Below are 21264 nucleotides of genomic sequence, written 5' to 3'. Positions count from 1 at the left end.
ATCCTGTGAAGATTGTGCGAGGGCGTTCACACCTGTCAACAGGACCTAAGTCACAGGGGCAACCTGGCCCGCAGTTATCAGGCCATCACTGGCGGTCATCAGCGCGCCGCGCAGGGCTGCCGATAATGCAGGTCCCTGGCCACGAATCGAGCCCATGAACGTACATCGCGACTTCGACCATCTCTGGCGCGACCGCTGTGACACCTCCAGCCAGCGCGCACCGCGCGTGCTGATCCGGGTGTTCGTGGCTCCGGGCGAGCTGGAGCGCAGCGTGGCCTTCTACGAGCAGTTGCAGGGCGTGGTGGCCGATGCGGGCTTCCCGTTCCCGGAAGCCGGGCTGCGCCTGGCCATGGTCGGCGCCTTCCTGCTGATCGAAGGCAGCCAGGCGGCGCTGGCCCCGTTCACTTCGACCACGGGGACACTGCTGGTCGATGACGTTCGGCCCTATCACGACAAACTGGTCGCGGCCGGTGCCGAGATCATCTTCCCGCTGCAGGTGGTGCCGACCGGGGCGGCGTTCAATGCGGTGCATCCCGATGGCACGGTGGTCGAGTACGTGCATCACCGGCCCGACCCGCACGGCCGGTGAGGGTGCGCACGGCCGGGCTGCGCCCGACCCCCGCGGTAGTGCCGGCCGCTGGCCGGCAACCTCAAAAGCAAAGGCGGCTATCCGTGGGGTGGCGGGGGGGGGCCGGCTGCGGGGGGCGCTGCAAGTACGTCCATGTAAGCTCGGTCGCCGCTTGCTCGTGTGCGCTGTCCTGCGCACACGGCAAGACCTGGGTTGGGCGTCCTGCCCAACCCGCCCGAGGCATGCCTCGGGCCCATGGCGCTCACGCCCCCGCAACCGGACCCACCCCGCCTTCGACAGTCTCTCGCGACCTGCAGTAGATCCACGCCATGCGTGGATGCTCTTCGTTTCATTGTCGAATTACTCGATTCCGATGGAGATTCATCCACGCATGGCGTGGATCTACAATCCCGTCATGTCTTCCCCCGCCCTGCCCTGGAACGGCACGTTGCTGCTGGATGCGCACGCCGCCGTACTGCACGGTCATGCCGGTGACAGCGCTTCGCATGCGCACTACGCCCATCAACTGCTGTTGAGCGACGGTACGTCCTGGCACATCGAGATCGATGGCGTGCAGCAGCAGGGCCAACGGCTATGGCTGCCTTCGTTCCAGCCGCACGCGATCCTGTCAGCGCCGGAAGCGGGCTGTACGGTGTTCCTTGAGCCGGCGCATGCCGATCCCGAACAGATCCAGCGGCACCTGCATGCGCTGCCGGGTAACGCGCTGGCGCTGCACGACTGGCTGCCACGGCTGAGCCGCCCGCAACCGCTGGACCGCCGCGTGCAGGCGGCACTGGCCCGTATCGCCCAGCACCTGCCTGGCCCGGTGCCGGCTGCCGACATCGCCAAAGCGGTGCACCTATCGACCAGCCAGCTGCACCGGCGCTTCCAGTCCGAGCTGGCAGTGACCTTGCGCGGCTGGGTGCTGTGGCAACGGCTACGCACTGCGCTCACGCATCATCTGAGCGGTCACAACCTGACCGACAGTGCGCATGCCGCTGGATTCGCCGATCTGGCCCATCTCTCGCGCAGCCTGCGCCGCATGTTCGGCATCGGTGCCGCGCAGCTGCAGGGCCTGCAGCTGCACGCGGCCTGACATGTTCAATCATTCGCGCCTGCGCAGGCCTTCCGGCAACTCCGGCACCTCGCCATGCGGCAGTTCGCGGAACGGCGCCAGCAGCTGCCCCGGATAATCGCGCGGATAGTCCGGTTGGCTGCCGATGCCGAGGTCGCGTTGCTGCAGCCGATAGCCCGGTGCATCGAAGGCGGTCCCCAACAGGTGATCCCATGCGGTCAGGAACAGGCCGAAGTTGACGTCGCCGGCGGTGCCGTAACGCATGTGGTGGAAGCGGTGCAGCGGCGCCCATGCCATCACCCGGCCCAGCACGCCGGGACGCATGTCCACGTTGGAGTGCTGCAGCAGCAGCTGGATGGCAATGGCGAAGGCCAGCACCGCAGCCACCGGCATCGGCAGGCCCAACAGCAGCAGCGGCAGTACGCCACCCACCGCTTCGGCCGCCTGGTGCAGCGGGTGTTTCATCAGCCCGTTGAAGCCGTACATGCGGGTGACGCTGTGGTGCACCGCATGCAGCCGCCACAACCAGCCGATGCGATGGCTGGCGTAGTGCACCAGGGTGATACCGAGATCAGCGCAGACGATGGCCAGCAGCGCCTGTAGCGCGAATGGCCACTGCAGAGGCCAGGCCTGCCACGGAATGATTGCCGCCAGCAGCGGCACCGCCGCGATCGACAGCAGGTTCAGGCTTTCATTGACCAGTGCATGCAGGGCGTCACGCAGGCTGTCGCCGTGGTCGTGATTGAACGCGGGGTCATACGGCCACGCGCGCTCGGCGGCGAACGAAACCGCAATGGCGGCCGCCAGCAAGGCCAGCAGCCACAGCGGGTCACCGTGGCAGTGGCCGATCCAGACGACGGCAGTGGCGACGAATCCAAGCAGGAACAGCGGGGCATACAGGCGGAGCATCCAGTGCTTCATGGGCAACCCGGAAAGTGAGGGGCCTGCATGCTGGCGTGGCGTGTGGGTTGCTGGCTTGAACAAACGGCGCAACTCTGCGGGCACCACGCTTCCCACATCCACGCATGGCGTGGATCTACAATGGCGCCCTCATCGCGCCCGGGGCCGGCATGGATTCCTTCAACCTGATGCGTGCCTTCCGTCGCATCGTCGAACGCGGCGGGCTCGCTCGTGCCGCCGAAGACCTGGGCATGTCGCCGGCCGGGCTCAGCAAACAGCTGCGCACGCTGGAAGCGCATCTGGGCGTGGTACTGCTGCAGCGGACCACGCGGCGCATGAGCCTGACCGAGACCGGCCACGCCTATTACCGCGAATGCTGCCGCCTGCTCGACGAACTGGACGCATTGGAACGTGGCATCGCCGAACAGCGTGGCGAGGTGGCCGGGCGCCTGCGTGTCAATGCACCGCAGTCGTTCGCGCTGAGCACGCTGTCGCCGCTGCTGCCCCGCTTCCTGCAGCAGCATCCGCAGCTGTCGCTGGACCTGGTGATGGAAGACCGCCTTCTCGACGCGGTCGGCGAAGGTTTCGATGTGTCGCTGCGGCTGCGTGCCGAGCTGGATGATTCACGCCTGGTGGCGCGCCGGCTGGCGTCGCTGCAGCAGGTGCTGTGCGCGGCCCCGTCCTACCTGCGGCAGCATCCGGCACCGCAGGCGGTGAACGATCTGCAGGCGCACAGCGTGCTGGCCTACAGCCTGTCCGACTCCCCCGGCAGCTGGCCGTTGCTCGGCCCTGATGGCCAGGTGACGATCACCCTGCCAGCGCGCGTCACCGTCAACAACAGCCTGCTGCTGCGCGACCTGCTGGTGGCCGGCATGGGCATCGGCGCCCTGCCCTCGTTCCTGGCGGCACCCGCACTGGCCCGTGGCGAACTGCAGCAGGTGCTGCCCGACCACCGCTATCCGCCGCGCTTCGTGCATGCGGTCTACCCCACGTCGCGCCATCTGCAACCCAAGGTGCGTGCCTTCATCGATTTCCTGCACGCCGAGCTGCCCGGCTGCGCTGGCCTGGATTCGTAAGCGCCAGCGAAAACTGAGCTGCCCGCGGCGTGCTGTTTCGGCCACGCCGCGCTGCCTACTCTGCCGCCTCCCCTCTCACCGATGGCAGGCAGATGTCTTCCGTTCCTTCCCCCACCACCGCCGCGCCGGTGGTCGATTTCTTCCACGACGTGGTCTGCGGCTGGTGCTTCGTGCTGGCCCCGCGCCTGCAGCAGGCCTGCGCCGAACTCGGCATCCAGGTACGCCACCGCAGCTTCGTGCTGCAGGACTCGCGCGCGCAGATGGTCGAAGTGTTCGGCTCGATGGAGCGCGCCAAGGCGATCATCCTGCGCCACTGGACCGACTGCGCCGCGCATGAAGACACCGCGCGCATCGATATCGAGGGCATGCGCGCACAGGACTTCGAGTATCCGTCCGGCTGGCTCGGCGCACTGGCCTGCCAGGCCGCTGGCATGCTCGGTGGCAACGACGCCCATGGCGCGATGTTTGATGCCGTGCAATGGGCGCACTTGCACCAGCACCGCAACATCGGCGACGCCGAAGTCCTGCTGGATATCGCCGAAGCGCTGGGCCACCCGCGTGGCGCCTTCGCTGACCACATGCGCAGCGACGCAGTAGCCCGGCGCGTGCAGGCCGACCGTGCCGAAGCCGCGACCCTCGGCATCCGCTCCATTCCCACCGTGATCGGCGGCAACGGCCTGCGCCTGCAGACCCTGCCGCTGCCACACCTGCGCCAGGCCCTGGCGCACCTGGTCGCGGCCTGAGCCGCGCCCCCCCACCCTGCAAGGAGACTCCCCATGACCCCACGTACCCTGGCCACCGCGCTGGCCCTGCTGCTGGCCGGCACCGCAGCTTCCATCACCGTATCCGCGCACGAACGCGTCCCCTCCGGCCAGCAGGTCGGCACCAGCCCCTGGGGGCCGAAGGACGAGATCGGCCGCCTCAACCTGATCACCGAGGCCTCGCGTGCGGCGATCCTGTCGCGGGTCAGCGGCGGCAAGGCCTATGACCTGGCCACCGAGTACTACGTCGGCATGCCCAGCTGGCAGGATGCCGGCGACCCGCACTACCAGTTCTGGATGACCCACACCCCGCGCGGCACGGTGATGGACGACCCGATGGGCGTGGGCGAGACCATGAACCTCACCCGCAGCTACACCGGCACCGCGTTCTCGATGTACAGCCACACCGGCACCCACATCGATGCGCTGAACCACTTCGGCATCCACGGGAAGATCTGGAACGGCTTCGAGGCCGACAAGCATCTCGGCGATCGTGGCTGGAATGTCACCGGCATCGAGAAGTTCCCGCCGCTGATCGCGCGTGGCGTGCTGATCGACGTGGCCGCCGCCAAGGGCGTGGACATGCTGCCGGACAGCTATCGCGTCACCCGCCAGGACCTGAAGGATGCGCTGGCACGCCAGAAGGTGAAACTGCAGCAGGGCGACGTGGTGCTGATCCGCACCGGCCGCATGCGCCTGTTCGAACAGCCCAGGGCCTACATGGCCAACCCGCCGGGCATGGGCCTGGATGCGGCACGCTTCCTGGTCGAGGACGGCGGCGCGATGATCGTCGGTGCCGACAACCTCAGCTTCGAGACTTTCCCCTCCGAGGTGTCCGACGACTACGTGCCGCTGCACACCTACCTGCTGGCACAGCAGGGTGCGCCGATCATCGAGCTGGTGGCGCTGGACGAACTGGCCCGCGACAAGGTCTACGAATTCGCCTTCATCGGCGGCCCGCTGAAGATCCGCGGTGGCGATGCCGCGCCCCTGCGCCCGGTGGCGTTGCCGGTCCACCCGTAACCGCATCCTGTGGGTGCCGACCTTGGCCGGCACTCCTACCCCCTTCAGCAACCTGAAACCCGGCCCTCGGATTTCATTAGTAATTCTACTTACAACGCGAGTAGCATGTCTGGTCTCAGCCCCTGATACCGGCCCGTCGATACTCGCGCCATGCCCGCCGTTTCCGCCCGTTCCTGCCGTTTCCAGCCCACCCGGCGCCTCCCCGGGAGGATCGGCTGATGGGTGCGGTCGTTGCCCTCGACCGGCTGCTGGACGGGCGCCAGCTGTGGCGCGGCCCGGCCCGCCAGGGCCCAGCCAGCGACCATCTGGCCAGCGGCCATCCGGCACTGGATGCACGCCTGCCCGGCGGCGGCTGGCCGGCCAGCGGACTGTGCGAGGTGCTGCAGGCGGCGCCCGGCGTTGGCGAACTGGCGCTGGTATGGCCGGCACTGGCCAGGCTGAGCCAGCGCGACCGCCCGATCGTCCTGGTCGCTCCGCCCTACCGTCCGCATGCCCCGGCCTGGGCCGCCGCCGGGCTGGACCTGGGCCAGTTGCAGATCATCCACGCCGCGCCGAAGCAGGCACTGTGGGCCGCCGAACAGTGCCTGCGCTCTGCGGCCTGCGCGGCGGTACTGTGCTGGCCGCACCAGGCCGACGACCGTTCACTGCGCCGGCTGCAGGTGGCTGCCGACAGCGGCCAGTGCCTGGGCTTCGTGTTCCGCGAGGCGCAGGCCGCGCGCAATCCCTCCCCGGCCAGCCTGCGCCTGCAGCTCGACCACGGCCAGGTGCGGGTGCTGAAGTGCCGTGGCGGGTTGCCGCCGGCGCAGCCGTTGCCGCTGGCCATCGCCCACTGAGGACGCGCCATGCACTGGGCCTGCCTGTTGTTGCCGCAGCTGGCGCTGGACAGCGTGCTGCGCCTGCAGCCGGATCCGCAGCGGCCGCTGGTCCTGCTGCAGGGGCCGGCGCAGCGTCGCGTGCTGCGCGCGGTCAGCCCGTCGGCACGTGCAGCAGGGCTGCGCCCAGGCATGCTGCTTTCGGCTGCGCAGGTACTGGTGCAGGACATGCAGCTGCACGACTACGACCCGAGTGCCGAACAGCACACCCGGCAGCTGCTGGCCAGCTGGGCCTATGCCTACAGCTCGCAGGTCAGCCTCGATTTTCCGCATGCGCTGGTGCTGGAAATCGGTGCCAGCCGCGCCCTGTTCGGTGACTGGCTGACGATCCAGCAGCGCCTGCGCAACGAACTGCACGAACTCGGCTTCCGCCACCGCCTGGTGGCCGCGCCTACCCCACATGCCGCGCGCGTGCTGGCCAACGTCCACGATGGCCTCGGCCTTGATGCGCAGCAGCTGCCGGCGGCGCTGGCGCAGCTGCCCCTGGCACGTTGCGGCCTGCCCAGCGAGGCGGTGACCGTGCTTGGCCGTTCCGGCCTGCGCACGCTGGGGGCGGTGCTCAAGCTGCCGCGCGACAGCCTGGCCCGGCGCTTCGCCCCCGAGGTCCTGCAGCAGCTGGATGCATTGCGCGGGCTGCCCACCGCGCCATTGCGCTACTACCAGCCACCGGACCGTTTCGATGCGCGCATCGAATTCGAATACGAGATCGAATCCAGCCAGGCCCTGCTGTTCCCGCTGCGCCGCCTGCTGCTCGACCTGGCCGCCTTCCTGTGCTCGCGCGATGGCGGCGTGCAGCGCTTCGACCTGCATTTCGAGCATGACCTGTTGCCGGCCAGCGTGCTGACCATCGGCCTGTTGGCGCCCGAGCGCGATCCCACGCTGCTGTTCGAGATCGCACGCAACCGCATGGAAGCGTTCGCCCTGCCGGCCGGCAGCCGCGCACTGCGCCTGCAGGCCGAGCAGCTGCCGCCGTTCGTGCCCGCCGCGCGTGACCTGTTCGATACCCGGCCGGCGCAGGCGATGCCGTGGAACCAGCTGCGTGAGCGCCTGCGCGCGCGGCTCGGCGATGACGCCGTGCAGCCGCTGGCAGTGCAGGCCGACCATCGTCCCGAACGCGCCAGTGGCACCCAGCCACCGGCCAAGCCCCCGTCGTACTGGCCACTGCGCCCCGGCTGGTTGCTGGATGCGCCGCAACCGCTGCGTGATCCGAGGCTGCGCATCGTCACCGGACCGGAGCGGATCGAATCGGGCTGGTGGGACCAGGCCGACGCGCGCCGCGACTACTACGTGGTGGAAACCGCGCATGGCCAGCGCGGCTGGGCTTTCCGTGACCGCAACAATCCACATGCGCCGTGGATGCTGCACGGCTGGTTCGGCTGAGCCGCCATGCACAGCGAACTGCCCGGCTACGCCGAACTGCACTGCCTGTCGGCCTTCAGTTTCCAGCGCGGTGCTTCGATCGCCGAAGAGTTGTTCGCGCGCGCCGCGGGCCAAGGCTACCGCGCGTTGGCGATCACCGACGAATGCTCGCTGGCCGGCATCGTGCGCGCCTGGCAGGCAGCGAAGACACATGGCGTGGCACTGATCGTCGGCGCCGAATTCCAGGTCGAGGACGGGCCGAAGCTGGCCCTGCTGTGCACCGACCAGACCGCCTATGCCGGGCTGTGCCAGTTGATCACGACCTGTCGGCGGCGGGCTGCCAAGGGCGAGTACCGCTGCCTGCGCGACGATCTGCTCGGCCTGCCCGACGGTTTGTTGTGCCTGTGGCTGGACCGGCAGCCATCCGCCACCGATCTCGAGTTGCTGCGCACCGGCTTCGATGATCGGCTGTGGCTGGCGGTGGAACTGCACCGTGAACACGATGACGCACGCCGCCTGCAGCAGCTGCGGGCCTTCGGCGAACGCCACCGCCTGCCCCTGGTCGCCAGTGGCGATGTGCATATGCACGTGCGCCGCCGCCGTGCCCTGCAGGACACACTGACCGCGATCCGCCACCGCTGCAGCGTGGCCGAGGCCGGCTGGCGCCTGTTTCCCAATGGCGAGCGCCACCTGCGCCCGCGTACCGCGCTGGCCCAGCTGTATCCGCCCGAACTGCTGGCTGAAACCCTGCGCATCGCCGAACGCTGCCACTTCACCCTGGAACAGCTGCAGTACACCTATCCGCGTGAGCTGGTGCCCGAAGGACACGATCCGGACAGCTGGCTGCGCGTGCTGGTCGAGCGCGGCATCCAGTGGCGCTGGAAAGGCGGCATCGAAGCGAAGCAACGCACGCAGATCGAGCACGAACTGGCGCTGATCAAGCAGAAGAACTACGCCTCCTACTTCCTCACCGTGCAGGACATCGTGCGCTTTGCGCGCAGCCAGGACATCCTCTGCCAGGGCCGTGGCTCAGCGGCCAACTCAGCGGTGTGCTTCGTGCTGGGCGTGACCGAGATCGACCCGGCACGCAGCAACCTGCTGTTCGAGCGCTTCATTTCCGCCGAGCGCGACGAGCCGCCGGATATCGACATCGACTTCGAGCACGAGCGTCGCGAGGAGGTGCTGCAGTACGTGTTCAAGCGCTACGGCCGCGAGCGCGCCGCACTGACCGCGGTGGCGATCAGCTACCGTGGCCGCAGCGCGATCCGCGACGTGGCCCGCGCACTGGGCCTGCCGATGGACCAGGTCAACGAACTGGGCGCGGCGATGGACCACTGGGGCGGCAACATCCCATTGCCGGAAACCCTGCGCGAGCGCGGTTTCGATCCGGACACGCCGTTGATGCGGCGCCTGCTGGCGCTGACCGCCGAGCTGATCGACTTCCCGCGCCACCTGTCGCAGCATCCGGGCGGTTTCGTCATCTCCGAGCATCCGCTGTCGACCCTGGTGCCGGTGGAGAACGCGGCGATGGCCGATCGCACCGTCATCCAGTGGGACAAGGACGATCTGGATGCCACCGGCCTGATGAAGGTCGACTGCCTGGCGCTGGGCATGCTCACCGCCATCCGCAAATGCCTGGCGATGTTGAAGCAGCACGGCCTGCACGAAGGGCGCATGGACGCCATCCCGCCCAAGGATGCAAAGACCTTCGACATGATCTGCGCCGCCGATACCATCGGCGTGTTCCAGATCGAATCGCGCGCGCAGATGGCGATGCTGCCGCGCATGCAGCCACGCACGTTCTATGACCTGGTGATCGAGGTGGCGATCGTGCGCCCTGGCCCGATCCAGGGCGACATGGTGCACCCCTATCTGGAGCGGCGCCGGATCCTGCGCGAACAAGGCCCGGACGCGTTGAACGACCCGGACAACCCGCTCTACCCACCGCAGCTGGAACGCGTGTTCGCACGCACGCTGGGCGTGCCGCTGTTCCAGGAACAGGTGATGCAACTGGCGGTGGAAGCAGCCGGCTACACGCCGGGCCAGGCCGATGCCCTGCGCCGCTCGATGGCGGCGTGGAAGCGCCGTGGCGGTCTGGAACCGCATCGCGAGAAGCTGCTTGCCGGCATGCTGAAGAACGGCTTCAGCCGCGAATACGGCGAGCACCTGTTCGAGCAGATCAAGGGCTTCGGCGATTACGGCTTCCCGGAAAGCCACGCCGCCAGCTTCGCCCTGCTGACCTATAACAGCTGCTGGCTGAAGTGCCACCACCCGGCCGCATTCACTGCCAGCCTGATCAACAGCCAGCCGCTGGGGTTCTACAGCCCCGACCAGCTGCTGCAGGATGCACGCCGCCATGGCATCGGCGTGCTGCCGGTGGACGTGCGCCACAGCGACTGGGACTGCACGCTGGACTTCAGCAGGGGGCCGGCGGCGATCCGCTTGGGCCTGCGCCTGATCGACGGCTGCAACGAAGGTGCCGTGCAGGCCATCATGCGCGAGCGCGCGCGGCGCCCGTTCGATGACGTCGGCGACCTGTGCCAGCGCACCGCACTGGACCGCCGCCAGCAGGGCCTGCTGGCCGATGCCGGGGCACTGCGCGGGCTCAGCGGCCATCGCCATCGTGCACGCTGGGATATCTCGGGCGTAGAGAACCGGCTGCCGCTGTTCGACCAGGCCCGTGCCACTGCCGAAGCCCGCGTGCCACTGCCACTGCCCAGCGCCTGGGAGGACATGCAGGCCGACTACCGCAGCACGGGCACCACCCTCGGCCGTCACCCGATCTCGTTCCTGCGCGCGCAGCTGCGTAGCCGTGGCTGCCTGGATGCCGCACAGCTGGCCGGGCACGGCCACGGCCGCCGTGTGCGCATCGCCGGGCTGGTGCGCATGCGCCAGCGGCCACAGACCGCCAGCGGGGTGACTTTCCTCACCCTCGAGGACGAGACCGGCATGGTCAACGCCGTGGTCTGGCGGCACCTGGCCGATCGCCAGCACCGGGTGCTGGTCGATACCCAGCTGATGCAGATCGATGGTCGCCTGGAACGCGTCGATGGCGTCCAGCACGTCATCGTGCAACGCATGCACTGCCTGGATGAACTGCTGCAGGGACTGCGCAGCCACAGCCGCGATTTCCACTGACGATACACAACGTCACACAACGAACTGGCCATAGCCGGTCCGCATCCGCTATCGTCGGCACATCCAAGGAAGGACGACCCGATGCCCCGTGCGCTGCTGCTGACCACCCTGGTGGTCTCGACCCTCGCCCTGCTGGTTTCCGGCTGGACCGCCTGGAGCCTGCATCGCAGCCAATCGCCACAGCGCATCATCGAAGCACGCGGCCTGGTCATCCACGATGCAAGCGGCCAGCCGCGGGTGATCCTCGGCGCACCGGTCCCCGACCCGCTCAGCCAAGGCCGCACCCAGGGGCCGCGTGCCACCGCCCTGTCAGGCCTGATCCTGCTCGGTCCCGATGGTTCCGAACGCGGCGGCTACGGCACCAGCGACCGCGGCGGCGAAGCCCTGCTGACCCTGGACGATGCCACCGGCACCACTGAAGTATTCAAAGTCGTCGCCAACCCGGACCGCGGCGCCAGCCTGATGGTCAAGCACCAGAACAACACCGGCGCCATGCTCACCTCCTGGCAGGGCAAGCCGGAGCTGATGTTCGTCGATGACAGCGGCCAGTCCTACTACGTGCGTCCCGGCGCCAACGCCGCGCCCTGATCTGCTTGTGTAGAGTCAAGCCATGCTCGACTGCTTCTATCAACAGCAGCCGAGCATGGCTCGGCTCTACAAAGGCGAAGCAACGTCGAGCATGGCTCGACGCTACAGAGCGAACACCGCCGCCAGGTCATCCGCCAGCTGCCGCAGCTGCGTTGCCCCCAGCGCAGCGCAGGTGATGCGCAGGCCATGCCCCGGCGCTGCCACCGCGAACACTTCGCCCGCGCGCACATGCCATCCGCGCGAAGCCAGGGCCAGCACCTGCGGATGGCTGTCGGCCTGCAACGGCAGCCACAGGTTCAATCCTTCCATCGGCAACGGTGTCGGCAGGCCACGCGCATGCAGCAACTCCTGCAGCGAGCGCAGGCGCTGCTGGTAACGCTCACCTGCCGAAGCGATCTTCGCCCGCTGCGTTGCCGACGACAGCACCGAGGTCGCTGCATCCTGCAGCAGGTGACTGACCCAGCCGGTGCCGGACGCCAATCGCAGCCGCAGCCGCATCGCGGTCTCTTCATCGCAGGCCAGCCAGGCCAGCCGCAGGTCCGGGCCGAGCGGTTTGGACAACGAACGCAGCAGCGCCCAGCGCCGGCCATCCAGCGGCAGCACCGAGTGATAGGCCTGCTGCGAGAGCAGCGCGTAGTGATCGTCGATCAACACCGCCACCTGCGGGTAGGCCGCCAACAACTGCCGCAACGCCCGCGCCCGCTTCGCATCCAGGCTGGCCCCGGTCGGGTTGTGTGCCCGCGGGGTCAGCAACACCGCGCGTGCACCGGCCTCCAGTGCCTGCCGCAGCGAATCGACCTGCATGCCATGCGCGTCCACCGCCACCGGCAACGGCGCGTGACCCACCGCGTTGAGCACGTTTAGGCTGCCGAGGAAGCACGGATCCTCCACCGCGATGCGATCCCCCGGCAGCAGCCACGCCGACAGCAGACGTTCGATGCCATCGACCGCACCATGGGTCAGTTCCAGCGCATAGCCCTCCGGGCAGTCCGCATCCAGCGAGGCGCGTGCCAGCGCCTCCAACCTCGGTTCGACCGTGCCCACGCCATACAGCCGTGGTGCGGCCGGGGCCAGGCGCAGGTTCGGCAGCAGGCGTGGATCCGGGTTGCCACCGGCCAGGTCCTGCAGGGCCAGCCCGGGCGTACTGCCTTCACGCGCCAGCGGCGGCGGCAGGCCACGCACCACCGTGCCGCGACGGCCCGCCGTGCTGGCCAGGCCCGCCGCATCCAGGCGCTTGTAGGCAGCAGCCACGGTGTTGCGGTTCACTCCCAGCTGCTCGGCCAGTTCACGCACCGGCGGCAACACGCTGCCGGCCTGCAGGCGGCCCTTGCCGATGCCGTCGCGGATGCTGTCGAAGATCGACTCGGCGCTATGCCCGGTGATTTTCATTTTGTCCTATGCCAAAATATCTCTTGTCCTGTGCCAGTGTATCCCACCCTGGCCACCCTGCATTGGAGGTGCCCGCATGCCCCTTGCCGCCGCCGACTGGCCCGTCGCCCAGTCTGTTGAACAGATCGCCGCCAACCTTTGCACGGTGCGCCAACGCATCGCCGATGCGTGTGCCCGCGTCGGCCGGGACCCGGCCAGCGTGCGCCTGCTGCCGGTCAGCAAGACCGTCGATGACGCCCGCATCCGCATGGCGGTGGCCGCCGGTTGCCGCGAGCTGGGCGAGAACAAGGTGCAGGAGGCGCAACGCAAGGCCGAGACGATGGCCGATCTGGGCGTGCACTGGTCGGTGATCGGGCATCTGCAGACCAACAAGGCGCGCTACGTGGCGCGCTTCGCCAGCGAGTTCCAGGCGCTTGACAGCCTGCGCGTGGCCGAAGCGCTGCAGCAGCGCCTGCAGCTGGAAGACCGCACGCTGGATGTTTTCGTGCAGGTCAACACCTCCGCCGAACCCAGCAAGTACGGACTGGAGCCCGACGCGGTCGAGGCCTTCGTGCAGCAGCTGCCGGCCTTCGATCGCCTGCACGTGCGCGGCCTGATGACCCTGGCCACCTTCACTCCCGAAGTCGAACGTGTGCGCGCGTGCTTCGTGCGCCTGCGTGAGCTGCGTGACCAGTTGCGGCGCACCGCGCCTGCCGGCATCGATCTGTCACAGCTTTCGATGGGCATGTCCGGTGACTTCGAAGTGGCTATCGAGGAAGGCGCCACCGTCGTCCGCGTCGGCCAGGCCATCTTCGGTGCACGCGCCACCCCGGACAGTTTCTACTGGCCCAGCAATGGAGCCCCGGCATGAAGCACGCGGTTGTCCTGCAACACGTTGCCTTCGAGGACCTTGGCACCCTGCAACCGTTGCTGCTGGCCCAGAGCTGGCAGCTGCAGGTGCTGCAGGCGGGTGTCGATGTGCTCGATGGCGCCGAAACCGCCGATCTGCTGGTCGTGCTGGGCGGTCCCATCAGTGCCAATGACACAGGGACCTATCCCTTCGTCAACGACAGCATTGCCCTGCTGCAGCGCCGGCTGCAGCGGCAGCGGCCCACCCTCGGCATCTGCCTGGGTGCACAGCTGATGGCGCGGGCACTCGGTGCCAGTGTCGCTCCCAGTGGTGGCAAGGAAATCGGCTTTGCGCCACTGCTGCTGACCGATGAAGGCCAGCGTTCTCCGCTGCAGTCCCTGCAGGGCATTCCGGTACTGCATTGGCATGGTGAAGCGTTCGAACTTCCGGCCGGTGCACGCCGCCTGGCCAGCACGCCGGCCTGCCGTCACCAGGCATTCGCCATCGGCAGCCACGCACTGGCCCTGCAATGCCATCCGGAACTGGACGCCCGCCAGTTCGAGCGTTGGCTGATCGGCCACACGCTGGAGCTGGCCCAGGCCGGCATCGATCCCAACGACCTTCGCGCGCAGGCGCGTCGCTATGGCGCACCACTGGCTGCGGCCGCCACCGCGATGTTCGACCATTGGCTGCAGGACCTGCCGGAGACACCACAATGAACTACCGATTGCAGATCCACCGCGATGGCGCCCACTGGGGTCACTTCGACTGCAGCGGCCCCGATGCCCTGCAACGCATGGACGCCATCGCCGCACAGCTGCCTGCCGATCAGGGCTTCCAGCTGAAACGGCAGAAAGGGGTCAGCGAAGAGCGCATCCTGTCCAGCAATGCCGATGGCCTGCGCGTACTGGCTTCGCAGATCCAGTACCGCGACATCTGACCCGACGATGGTAGTGCCGGCCGCTGGTCGGCATCCGACGGGAGAACAGGTTTGCCCGCCAGCGGCCGGCACTACCCTGGCTGTTCGCCCGCGTGCGAAGCTTCACGGATGCTGACCCTGCAACGCGGCAGCCACCACGGACTGCTCATCGCCCCGCGCTGGCCTTCCACCCGCATCCAACTGGAAGAAGAGGTACTGCAACGCCTGCTCGACGCGCAGGCAATGCTGCCTGCCGGGCTGCGCCTGCTGCTCACTCGTGGCTTCGAACCCGGCCACAGCCGTCTCGGTGGCTTCCGCCGCGTGGTACGACGGCTCGGCATCGCAGCATTCCGCACCCGCTACCCGCAGCGCCGCGATGAGATCGATGCCATCTTCGGTACCAACGGCCACGACATTGATGGCCGTCATATCGATGTCTCACTGGTACTGCACGGCAAGCGGCTGCGGCTGCTGCCCCTGGGCGTGTTCACCCCACCGCGCTGGCAGGATCGTCGCATCGCCCATCATGCCGAAGCGGTCGCGCGGGTGAAGCGCAGCCTGCAGCAGTGCGGCTTCGAACTGCATCGCAACCCCACCGAAGCCCTGCAGATCCACTGCGACTACCGCCCGCGCTGACGCTGCGGCGGCCCATGCGTACTGCGCCTCATGCTATAGATGCAAATGATTCTCTTTTGCTGTAAGGTGCAGCTGCTGCCCTTGCCGCCGCGGGCTGTTCCCTTTCCCAGTTGTCGCCCGCCCCGTGTCCACGCCTGTCGAATCGACGGATGTCGCGCAGCTGTGCGCAGCCCATTACCGGCCGCTGCACACCCATGTCCGCCGCAAACTCCCGCAACGCAGCGACGCTGATGACGTCGTCCAGGAAACCTGGCTGCGTGTCGTCAAAGTCGCCACCAGTGGCCTGCTGAGCAATGGCCGCGCCTATCTGTACCGCGTCGCCCACAACCTGATCGCCGATCACTACCGGCAACGCCAGCGCCGTCGCGAAGAGGTGCTGGATGACACGCAGTTGAATGCCATCGCCGATCCTGCGCCGCTGCCCGAGCAGCGACTGCTCGACGCCGAACAACTGCGCCACCTCGACGCGATCATCGCCGCGCTGCCGCCACGGTCGCGCCAGGTGTTCCTGCTGGCCCGTGTGGAACAGTTGGCGCTGGCCGAGATCGGGCGCCAGCTGGGGATCAGCCGGCAGACCGCGCACGGCCATCTGCTGCGCGCCCTGGTCGCGTTGCAGCAGGTGCCGGGCGCATGAGCCAGGAGACCATTGCACGCGAAGCTGCACGCTGGTGGCTGGATGCGCACGACGGCGACCGCGATGAGAACGCGTTCGAGCAATGGTGCCGGGCCGATCCACGCCATGCGGCGCAGTACCTGCACCTGCAGGAGTTGTGGCAGGCCGGTGCGGCGACGCCCAGCCTGCAGCGGCAACAGCAGCGCAGGCAACGCCGTCGCCCGCGCGAAGCCGGCATTGCGGTTCTGTTGCTGTGCGCGCTGGGTCTCTACAGCCGCCATGCCTCGCCACACGTGGCACAGGTACTGCGTACGGCCGCTGGCGAGATCCGCGAGGAAACGCTTCCGGATGGTTCGCATGTCCTGCTGTCACCTAGCAGCGAAGTGAAGGTGCGCATCGATGGGCAGCGCCGCCAGCTCCAGCTGCAGCGCGGCCAGGCCTGGTTCCAGGTCGCCGCCGATGCCGACCGGCCATTCCAGGTGCATACCCCACAGGGCACCGTCACTGCACTGGGGACCGCATTCGATCTTGCCGTGCAGGGCAACAGCAGTGTGGTCACCGTTACCGAGCATCGCGTGCGCGTGGACAGCGGCAACGTCAGCATGCTGGCCGACGACGGCGAGCAGCTGCGCTTCGATGGGCAGGCAACAGCCCATGCAACAACGGCTGCCCCCGGAACATTGGCCTGGCGCGAGCGGCGCCTGCACTGGGTCTCGGCCCCGCTGGCCGACGTCACGCAGGGCCTGGACCGCTGGCATGGCGGGCATACGTGGGTCGTCGGCGAGCAGCTGCGCCAGCAGCCGGTCACCCTGCTCGGCAGTGCCGACGGTGCAGCCAGCAATCGCGACCAGCTGGCCACGCAACTGCAGGTGCGCGTGCTGCGCCTCGGCGCGGGCATACAGGTGTGGCTGCCGCCACGCAGGGAGCAGCGTGATGGACCCTGACATCCGGCCTGCGACGGCGTCTACCCAGGATGACGACGTTCTGCGTCAGCCCCTGGAGCCCCCGATGCTGTGCCCCCGCCCCCTTGTCCTTGCCCTGTCGCTGGCCTGCACCAGCGCCCTTCCGCTGCTGCCCGGCAGTGCCCACGCACAGACCGCCACACGCACCTACGATCTGCCCGCCCAGCCGCTGGCGGCCGCGCTGGACGCCTACAGCCGGCTGACCGGTGTCGACCTGGTGATAGGTGCGGCGCTGCCTGCCGGGCATTCGGCCCCTGCTCTGCGCGGTGACTTCGACGATGCGCAGGCCCTGTCGCGCCTGCTGGCAGGCAGCGGCCTGCGACCGCGCTTCGTCGATGCGCGCCGCGCCGCCCTGGAACCGGCGCCGGCTGAACGCGCCGATGGCAGCCGTCGCACCGGCCCGCTGCGGGTGCAGGGCACTACCGCGCACGGCCAGGCACCGGGGGGCGGCGCCAGCCAGTATGTACCGGCCACCCGCGATGGCTTTGCGCCCTCGGTCGGCAGCGAGCGCGTGGCGATGGCCGAACGCCAGGAAGGCAACAGCCTGCTGCGCTCGATGCCCGGCACCCACAGCTTCCATTCGCGCAGCCAGCCGGGCCTGCAGGTCAACATCCGCGGCATGACCGGTGCCGGCCGGGTCAACACCATGATCGACGGTGTCACCCAGACCTTCCGCAACAATGCCGGGCATGGTTCGGGCGGTCCGTTCGCCTATGTCGATCCCTTCCTGCTGGCCGGTGTGGACGTGCAGCGCGGTGCGGTCGCTGGCGGTGACGGCGCTGGTACGCTGGCCGGCAGTGCCAACTTCCGCACCCTGGATATCGACGATCTGCTGAGTGAGGGCCGTGACTGGGGCCTGCGCGCCGGCTATCGCCATGGCAACAACGGCTATGGCAGCGGCCGCACCTTCGCCGGTGCATGGCGCCACAGCGAAGAAGGTGGCGACCGTCAGTTCGGCCTGCTGGCCGCCGCCAGCAGCAGCCGCAGCAGCGAATACGCGACCGCGCGTGGGCAGAAGAACAGCGCCGACCCCGGCAGCCAGCAGCCCAGCAGCTGGCTGCTGAAAGCACGCCTGCAGCCCAGCGACCAGCACCGGCTGGACCTGAGCCACATGCGTTACGAAAACGACTTCTACCACAACTACCCGTGGCAGATTTCCGCGCGCAACCAACGCGCCAGCTACCGCTACACGCCCTATTCGCCGTGGATCGACCTGCGCGCGACTTTTGCCAGCAACAAGACCCGGCTGTTCTACCCCCCGGTGGAGGATTCCAGCTACATCGGCCGCCGCACCCACAGCAGCCTGAACAGCTGGACCGTGGACAACACCAGCCGCTTCGACATCGGGGCACTGCAGGCGCGCTGGAACACCGGCCTCAAGCACCAATCGGACATCTTTGTGGCCGATACTCCCAACCTGCGCGGTGCCAACCCGCAGGGTCGCAGCCAGCTGGACAGCATGTTCAGCACGCTGGAGCTGCAGTACGACATCTACGCATTGACTGCCGGCCTGCGCCAGGACCGGTTCGGCATCCGTGGCCACATCCCGGTGTGCTCGGATGTACCCGGCCAGTGCGCGGAGATCAATGGCGGCGACATCGACGTGCGGCGCAGCGAGCGCGCACTCAGCCCGAGCCTGGCGGTTTCACTGCAGGCCACTGACTGGCTGCAGCTGTTCGCCGAGGTCTCGCGGACGTCGCGTCCGCCGCGCGTGCAGGAGATGTTCTTCGAGAAGATCCCGCTGGAAGGCATGAGTGATGCCGATGGCGTTGGCGCCAACCCGTTCCTGCGCCGTGAGCGATCGCGCAACCTGCAGTTCGGCGCCAACCTCAGCGCCTCCTCGCTGCTGGTCGACGGCGACCTGGCGCAGCTGCGGGTCACCCGCTTCGACAACCGCATCCGCGACTACATCAAGCCGCAGTACCTGCTGATCGTGCATCCGCCGGAAGTGGAACCGTTCGTGGTGCCGATCGACGGCGATCCGCAACTCACTGCCTGGACCGATGCACTGGACGTGGACGACTTCAGCACCACCACGCGCTGGATGAACCACCCCGGCGTGGTGCGCATGCGCGGTATCGAACTGGAAGCGCATTACGCCAGCGAGCACTACCACACCACGCTGAGCTGGACCCGCTCGCACACCAGTGCGCCGGCCATCGAGTTCGTCAACCTGGAAGACATCACCTCCCTGCCCGACCGCTACTGGACGCTGGACGTGGGCGGCCGCTGGTGGCAGCAGCGCGTGCAGGCCGGTCTGCGCGCCGAGTACTCCGGGCCGACCGAGGAAGGCTACGACTTCTTCCAGACCCGCAAGACCGGCGGCACCGGCGTGCTGCTGGACTTCTACGCGAGCTTCAAGCCCCAGGCCAACACCACGCTGTGGCTGAACATCGAAAACCTGCAGAACAAGGCCTATGACAACAATGCCTCGATCGACAGCATCTTCAGCCCGATCCTGGACCGCGGCAACGGCCGTGGCCGCACCGTTTCGATGGGCGTCAATGTTGCGTTCTAGCCGTCGCTGGCTGCCCGTATGCCTGCTCGCGCTGGCCGCGGTGGCTGGCGCGCAGCCGGTGCCCGGCACAGTGATCGACCTGGCCACTGGCCAGCACCTGGACGAAGCCGCATTCGTGACACGCGCGGCGGACGCCCAGCGGCTGTTGCTGGGTGAACGCCATGATCTCGCCGGAGACCACACCGCCCAGCGCTGGCTGCTGCAGGCCCTGCAGCGGCAGCGCCCGCAAGGTTCACTGGTGCTGGAAATGATCGCCAGCCAGCGCCAGCCACGCCTGCAGCGGGTGCAGCGCTGGCAGGCCAAGGGCAACCAGGCCGAAGGTGCACGCCTGCGGGAACTGCTGGACTGGGATACGCGCTGGCCGTGGGCCGCGTATGGCGGGCTGGTACGGGAGGCTGCCGATGCAGGCACGCCGTTGTTCGGCGGCAACCTGTCGCGTGCCGAGGTCAACGCGCTGCTGACCTCGACCGAGGGCGTGCGATTCCCGGTGGCCGCTGCCCGCCAGCGCCTGTCGGCGGTGGTGCTGGCCCAGCACGCAGACGCGGCACCGATGCTGGAAGGGATGCTGGCCGTGCAACAGGCCCGCGATACGCGCATGGCGCGGGTGCTGCTCGATGCGCCCGCGCCAGCGCTGCTGGTAGCAGGTCGCTGGCATGTACTGCGCGGTACCGGGGTACCGGGCTACCTGTCACAGGATACGCCTGCGCTGGTGATCGCATTGGCTTCACCGGGTGAAACCGTCGATGCAGCTGATGCCGATCTGCTGTGGGTGCTGGACGATGAGTGAGCGTGGCCAACACTGGCAGGCGATCGCGATCACCGTCGTCCTGCATCTGCTGCCACTGCTGCTGTTGGTGCACTGGGTCGCGATGCCGCCGATGCTGCCGCCGCCGGAGCAGGACGTGCGCATCAGCCTGCGCCTGCTGGCACCGGCCACGCCGCCGCAACCGGTGGAGGAACGCCAGGCCGAGACCCCCAGCCAGGCGCAGCAGGCCCGCGCCTCGCAGCCCACGAAGTCGCCGCCGCCACCCAAGCCTACGGCGGCACGCGAGGGAGAGCTGGCCGCCAGCGAAACGGGTGGGACGGGCCGCCAGCCACTGCCAGTCGCCCCGCCTGCGGCCGCGACCGATGCAAGTCCCGCACCGGCATCGATCACGGCCGCGCCGCCCGCTCCAGACGCGCCACCGGCAGACTTCCAGGCCGGCGCCGCCAGCGACCAGTGGGAAGCCCGCCTGATGGCGCGGCTGGAGCGTTACCGCTACTACCCTGCCGCCGCGCGCTCGCGCCGGCAGCAGGGCACTGCGTGGGTCAGGGCCAGCATCGACCGCGAAGGTCGCCTGCTGGCGCTGCGGCTGGAGCAGTCCAGTGGCCAGCCGATGCTCGATGACGCCGCGCTGCAGACCTTCCGTCGCGCGCAGCCGCTGCCGCCCATTCCCGATGAACTGAAGGCACCGCAGGAGCTGGTGGTGCCGGTGGAGTACTACCTGCGCTAGGCGGCATAAGCCTCCGCCTCGATCTCGAACAGCATGCCGTCCAGCGCCAGCCGCGGCACCGGGATCAGCGTGCAGGTGGGCGCCGAGCGGTTCGGCCAGCGCCGCCGCACCTGATGGGCGATGATGCCCAGCCGGTCTTCGTCGTGGTCCACCACCAGGATGCGCAACCGTGCGACATCGGCCAGGCTTGCCTGCGCCGACCGCAGCGCGATCTCCAGGTTGTCCAGCGCTTGCCCGACCTGTTCCTCGAAACCGGGGGAGAGATGGCCATTGGCATCCTCACCGCCCTGCCCGGCAATATGGATCACCCGCGCGGGCAGGCGCACCACCGCCACGTGCGAGTAGCCGTTGGCCGAAGGATCGTAAAGCCCCGCAGGATTGAACAGTTCCAGCAGGCCATGGCCGAGGCCCGGGGTGGTCAACAGGTTCATGCCGCGCGCCTCGTGGGGGATGCGAGGCAGTCTGCGACCTCAACATTGGTTCAGGTCAAACAGATCCGGTGCAACAGACCGGTCCGCCACGCGCAACGATCGCGCCCACGTGTA

21 protein-coding genes are annotated in these 21264 nt (G+C 68.4%); 18 read left to right on the top strand and 3 right to left on the bottom strand.

Translation table 11 applies throughout. The features are described from left to right. The first annotated feature begins 154 nt into the window (after positions 1–154). Positions 155–589 carry a VOC family protein gene (locus ROV95_RS11870; protein WP_134731497.1) on the top strand — a complete coding sequence of 145 codons (435 nt, stop codon included), beginning with the start codon at positions 155–157 and terminating at the stop codon, positions 587–589. Positions 590–959: 370 nt separating this feature from the next. Next, complete coding sequence (locus ROV95_RS11865; protein ID WP_312544516.1) at positions 960–1664, top strand: AraC family transcriptional regulator; 705 nt, start codon at positions 960–962, stop codon at positions 1662–1664. A gap of 9 nt (positions 1665–1673) precedes the next feature. Here the strand turns inward: ROV95_RS11865 and ROV95_RS11860 are convergent, their stop codons facing one another. Beyond that, positions 1674–2552 carry a sterol desaturase family protein gene (locus tag ROV95_RS11860; RefSeq protein WP_227844431.1) on the bottom strand — a complete coding sequence of 293 codons (879 nt, stop codon included), beginning with the start codon at positions 2550–2552 and terminating at the stop codon, positions 1674–1676. Positions 2553–2668: 116 nt separating this feature from the next. Here ROV95_RS11860 and ROV95_RS11855 point away from each other — a divergent pair, with 116 nt between their 5' ends. From ROV95_RS11855 to ROV95_RS11825, 7 genes are all read left to right on the top strand, one after another. After that, entirely contained in the window at positions 2669–3619 is a 951-nt protein-coding gene (locus ROV95_RS11855; protein ID WP_021204494.1) for a LysR family transcriptional regulator, read from the top strand. Between the two features lie 92 nt (positions 3620–3711). Next, the gene (locus ROV95_RS11850; RefSeq protein ID WP_197576093.1) at positions 3712–4362 is read left to right on the top strand and encodes a DsbA family protein; all 651 of its coding nucleotides are present in this window, start codon (positions 3712–3714) and stop codon (positions 4360–4362) included. A gap of 33 nt (positions 4363–4395) precedes the next feature. Then, a complete protein-coding gene (locus ROV95_RS11845) occupies positions 4396–5403 on the top strand; it encodes a cyclase family protein (protein ID WP_019660228.1) in 1008 nt (335 codons plus the stop codon). A gap of 218 nt (positions 5404–5621) precedes the next feature. Continuing rightward, positions 5622–6236, top strand: a complete 615-nt coding sequence (gene imuA, locus ROV95_RS11840) for a translesion DNA synthesis-associated protein ImuA (protein WP_019660229.1) — start codon at positions 5622–5624, stop codon at positions 6234–6236. A gap of 9 nt (positions 6237–6245) precedes the next feature. After that, the gene (locus tag ROV95_RS11835) at positions 6246–7655 is read left to right on the top strand and encodes a DNA polymerase Y family protein (protein ID WP_019660230.1); all 1410 of its coding nucleotides are present in this window, start codon (positions 6246–6248) and stop codon (positions 7653–7655) included. Between the two features lie 6 nt (positions 7656–7661). Continuing rightward, complete coding sequence (locus ROV95_RS11830; protein WP_312544512.1) at positions 7662–10772, top strand: error-prone DNA polymerase; 3111 nt, start codon at positions 7662–7664, stop codon at positions 10770–10772. Positions 10773–10853: 81 nt separating this feature from the next. Further along, a complete protein-coding gene (locus tag ROV95_RS11825) occupies positions 10854–11360 on the top strand; it encodes a hypothetical protein (RefSeq protein ID WP_019336451.1) in 507 nt (168 codons plus the stop codon). Positions 11361–11462: 102 nt separating this feature from the next. Here ROV95_RS11825 and ptsJ read toward each other — a convergent pair whose 3' ends face one another. Next, complete coding sequence (gene ptsJ / locus ROV95_RS11820) at positions 11463–12749, bottom strand: transcriptional regulator PtsJ (protein WP_111099234.1); 1287 nt, start codon at positions 12747–12749, stop codon at positions 11463–11465. Positions 12750–12825: 76 nt separating this feature from the next. On the opposite strand from ptsJ, the gene ROV95_RS11815 reads away from it, so the two are divergent. The 9 genes from ROV95_RS11815 to ROV95_RS11775 all read left to right on the top strand — a co-directional run bounded on the left by ROV95_RS11815 (position 12826) and on the right by ROV95_RS11775 (position 20719). Beyond that, positions 12826–13599 carry a YggS family pyridoxal phosphate-dependent enzyme gene (locus ROV95_RS11815; protein WP_312544509.1) on the top strand — a complete coding sequence of 258 codons (774 nt, stop codon included), beginning with the start codon at positions 12826–12828 and terminating at the stop codon, positions 13597–13599. Beyond that, positions 13596–14297 carry a glutamine amidotransferase gene (locus tag ROV95_RS11810; protein ID WP_312544507.1) on the top strand — a complete coding sequence of 234 codons (702 nt, stop codon included), beginning with the start codon at positions 13596–13598 and terminating at the stop codon, positions 14295–14297. The genes ROV95_RS11815 and ROV95_RS11810 overlap by 4 nt, the downstream gene beginning before the upstream one ends. Further along, on the top strand, positions 14294–14518 hold the full coding sequence (locus ROV95_RS11805) for a hypothetical protein (protein ID WP_010485009.1): 225 nt from the start codon (positions 14294–14296) through the stop codon (positions 14516–14518). The genes ROV95_RS11810 and ROV95_RS11805 overlap by 4 nt, the downstream gene beginning before the upstream one ends. A 108-nt stretch (positions 14519–14626) precedes the next feature. Beyond that, positions 14627–15133 (top strand): hypothetical protein, encoded by a 507-nt coding sequence (locus ROV95_RS11800; RefSeq protein WP_312544505.1) that lies wholly within the window; start codon positions 14627–14629, stop codon positions 15131–15133. A gap of 124 nt (positions 15134–15257) precedes the next feature. Then, positions 15258–15767: an RNA polymerase sigma factor gene (locus tag ROV95_RS11795; RefSeq protein ID WP_312544503.1), complete on the top strand. Its 510-nt coding sequence runs from the start codon at positions 15258–15260 to the stop codon at positions 15765–15767. Next, complete coding sequence (locus tag ROV95_RS11790) at positions 15764–16690, top strand: FecR domain-containing protein (protein ID WP_312544501.1); 927 nt, start codon at positions 15764–15766, stop codon at positions 16688–16690. The genes ROV95_RS11795 and ROV95_RS11790 overlap by 4 nt, the downstream gene beginning before the upstream one ends. Positions 16691–16754: 64 nt before the next feature. Next, positions 16755–19226: a TonB-dependent receptor gene (locus ROV95_RS11785; protein ID WP_312544500.1), complete on the top strand. Its 2472-nt coding sequence runs from the start codon at positions 16755–16757 to the stop codon at positions 19224–19226. After that, positions 19213–20013 (top strand): ChaN family lipoprotein, encoded by an 801-nt coding sequence (locus ROV95_RS11780; RefSeq protein ID WP_312544499.1) that lies wholly within the window; start codon positions 19213–19215, stop codon positions 20011–20013. The genes ROV95_RS11785 and ROV95_RS11780 overlap by 14 nt, the downstream gene beginning before the upstream one ends. Beyond that, positions 20006–20719 (top strand): energy transducer TonB, encoded by a 714-nt coding sequence (locus ROV95_RS11775; RefSeq protein ID WP_010484995.1) that lies wholly within the window; start codon positions 20006–20008, stop codon positions 20717–20719. Before ROV95_RS11780 ends, ROV95_RS11775 begins: the two co-directional genes overlap by 8 nt. On the opposite strand, the gene ROV95_RS11770 is transcribed toward ROV95_RS11775, so the two are convergent. Continuing rightward, entirely contained in the window at positions 20716–21150 is a 435-nt protein-coding gene (locus tag ROV95_RS11770) for a RidA family protein (protein WP_019660241.1), read from the bottom strand. The two genes, ROV95_RS11775 and ROV95_RS11770, sit on opposite strands and share 4 nt — an antisense overlap. Positions 21151–21264: the final 114 nt, after the last annotated feature.

It is taken from the genome of Stenotrophomonas maltophilia group sp. msm1, assembly GCF_032025805.1.
Lineage (GTDB): Bacteria > Pseudomonadota > Gammaproteobacteria > Xanthomonadales > Xanthomonadaceae > Stenotrophomonas > Stenotrophomonas hibiscicola.
Note: the sequence above shows the minus strand (reverse complement) of the source record. Positions and strands in the feature narration are given on the sequence as shown.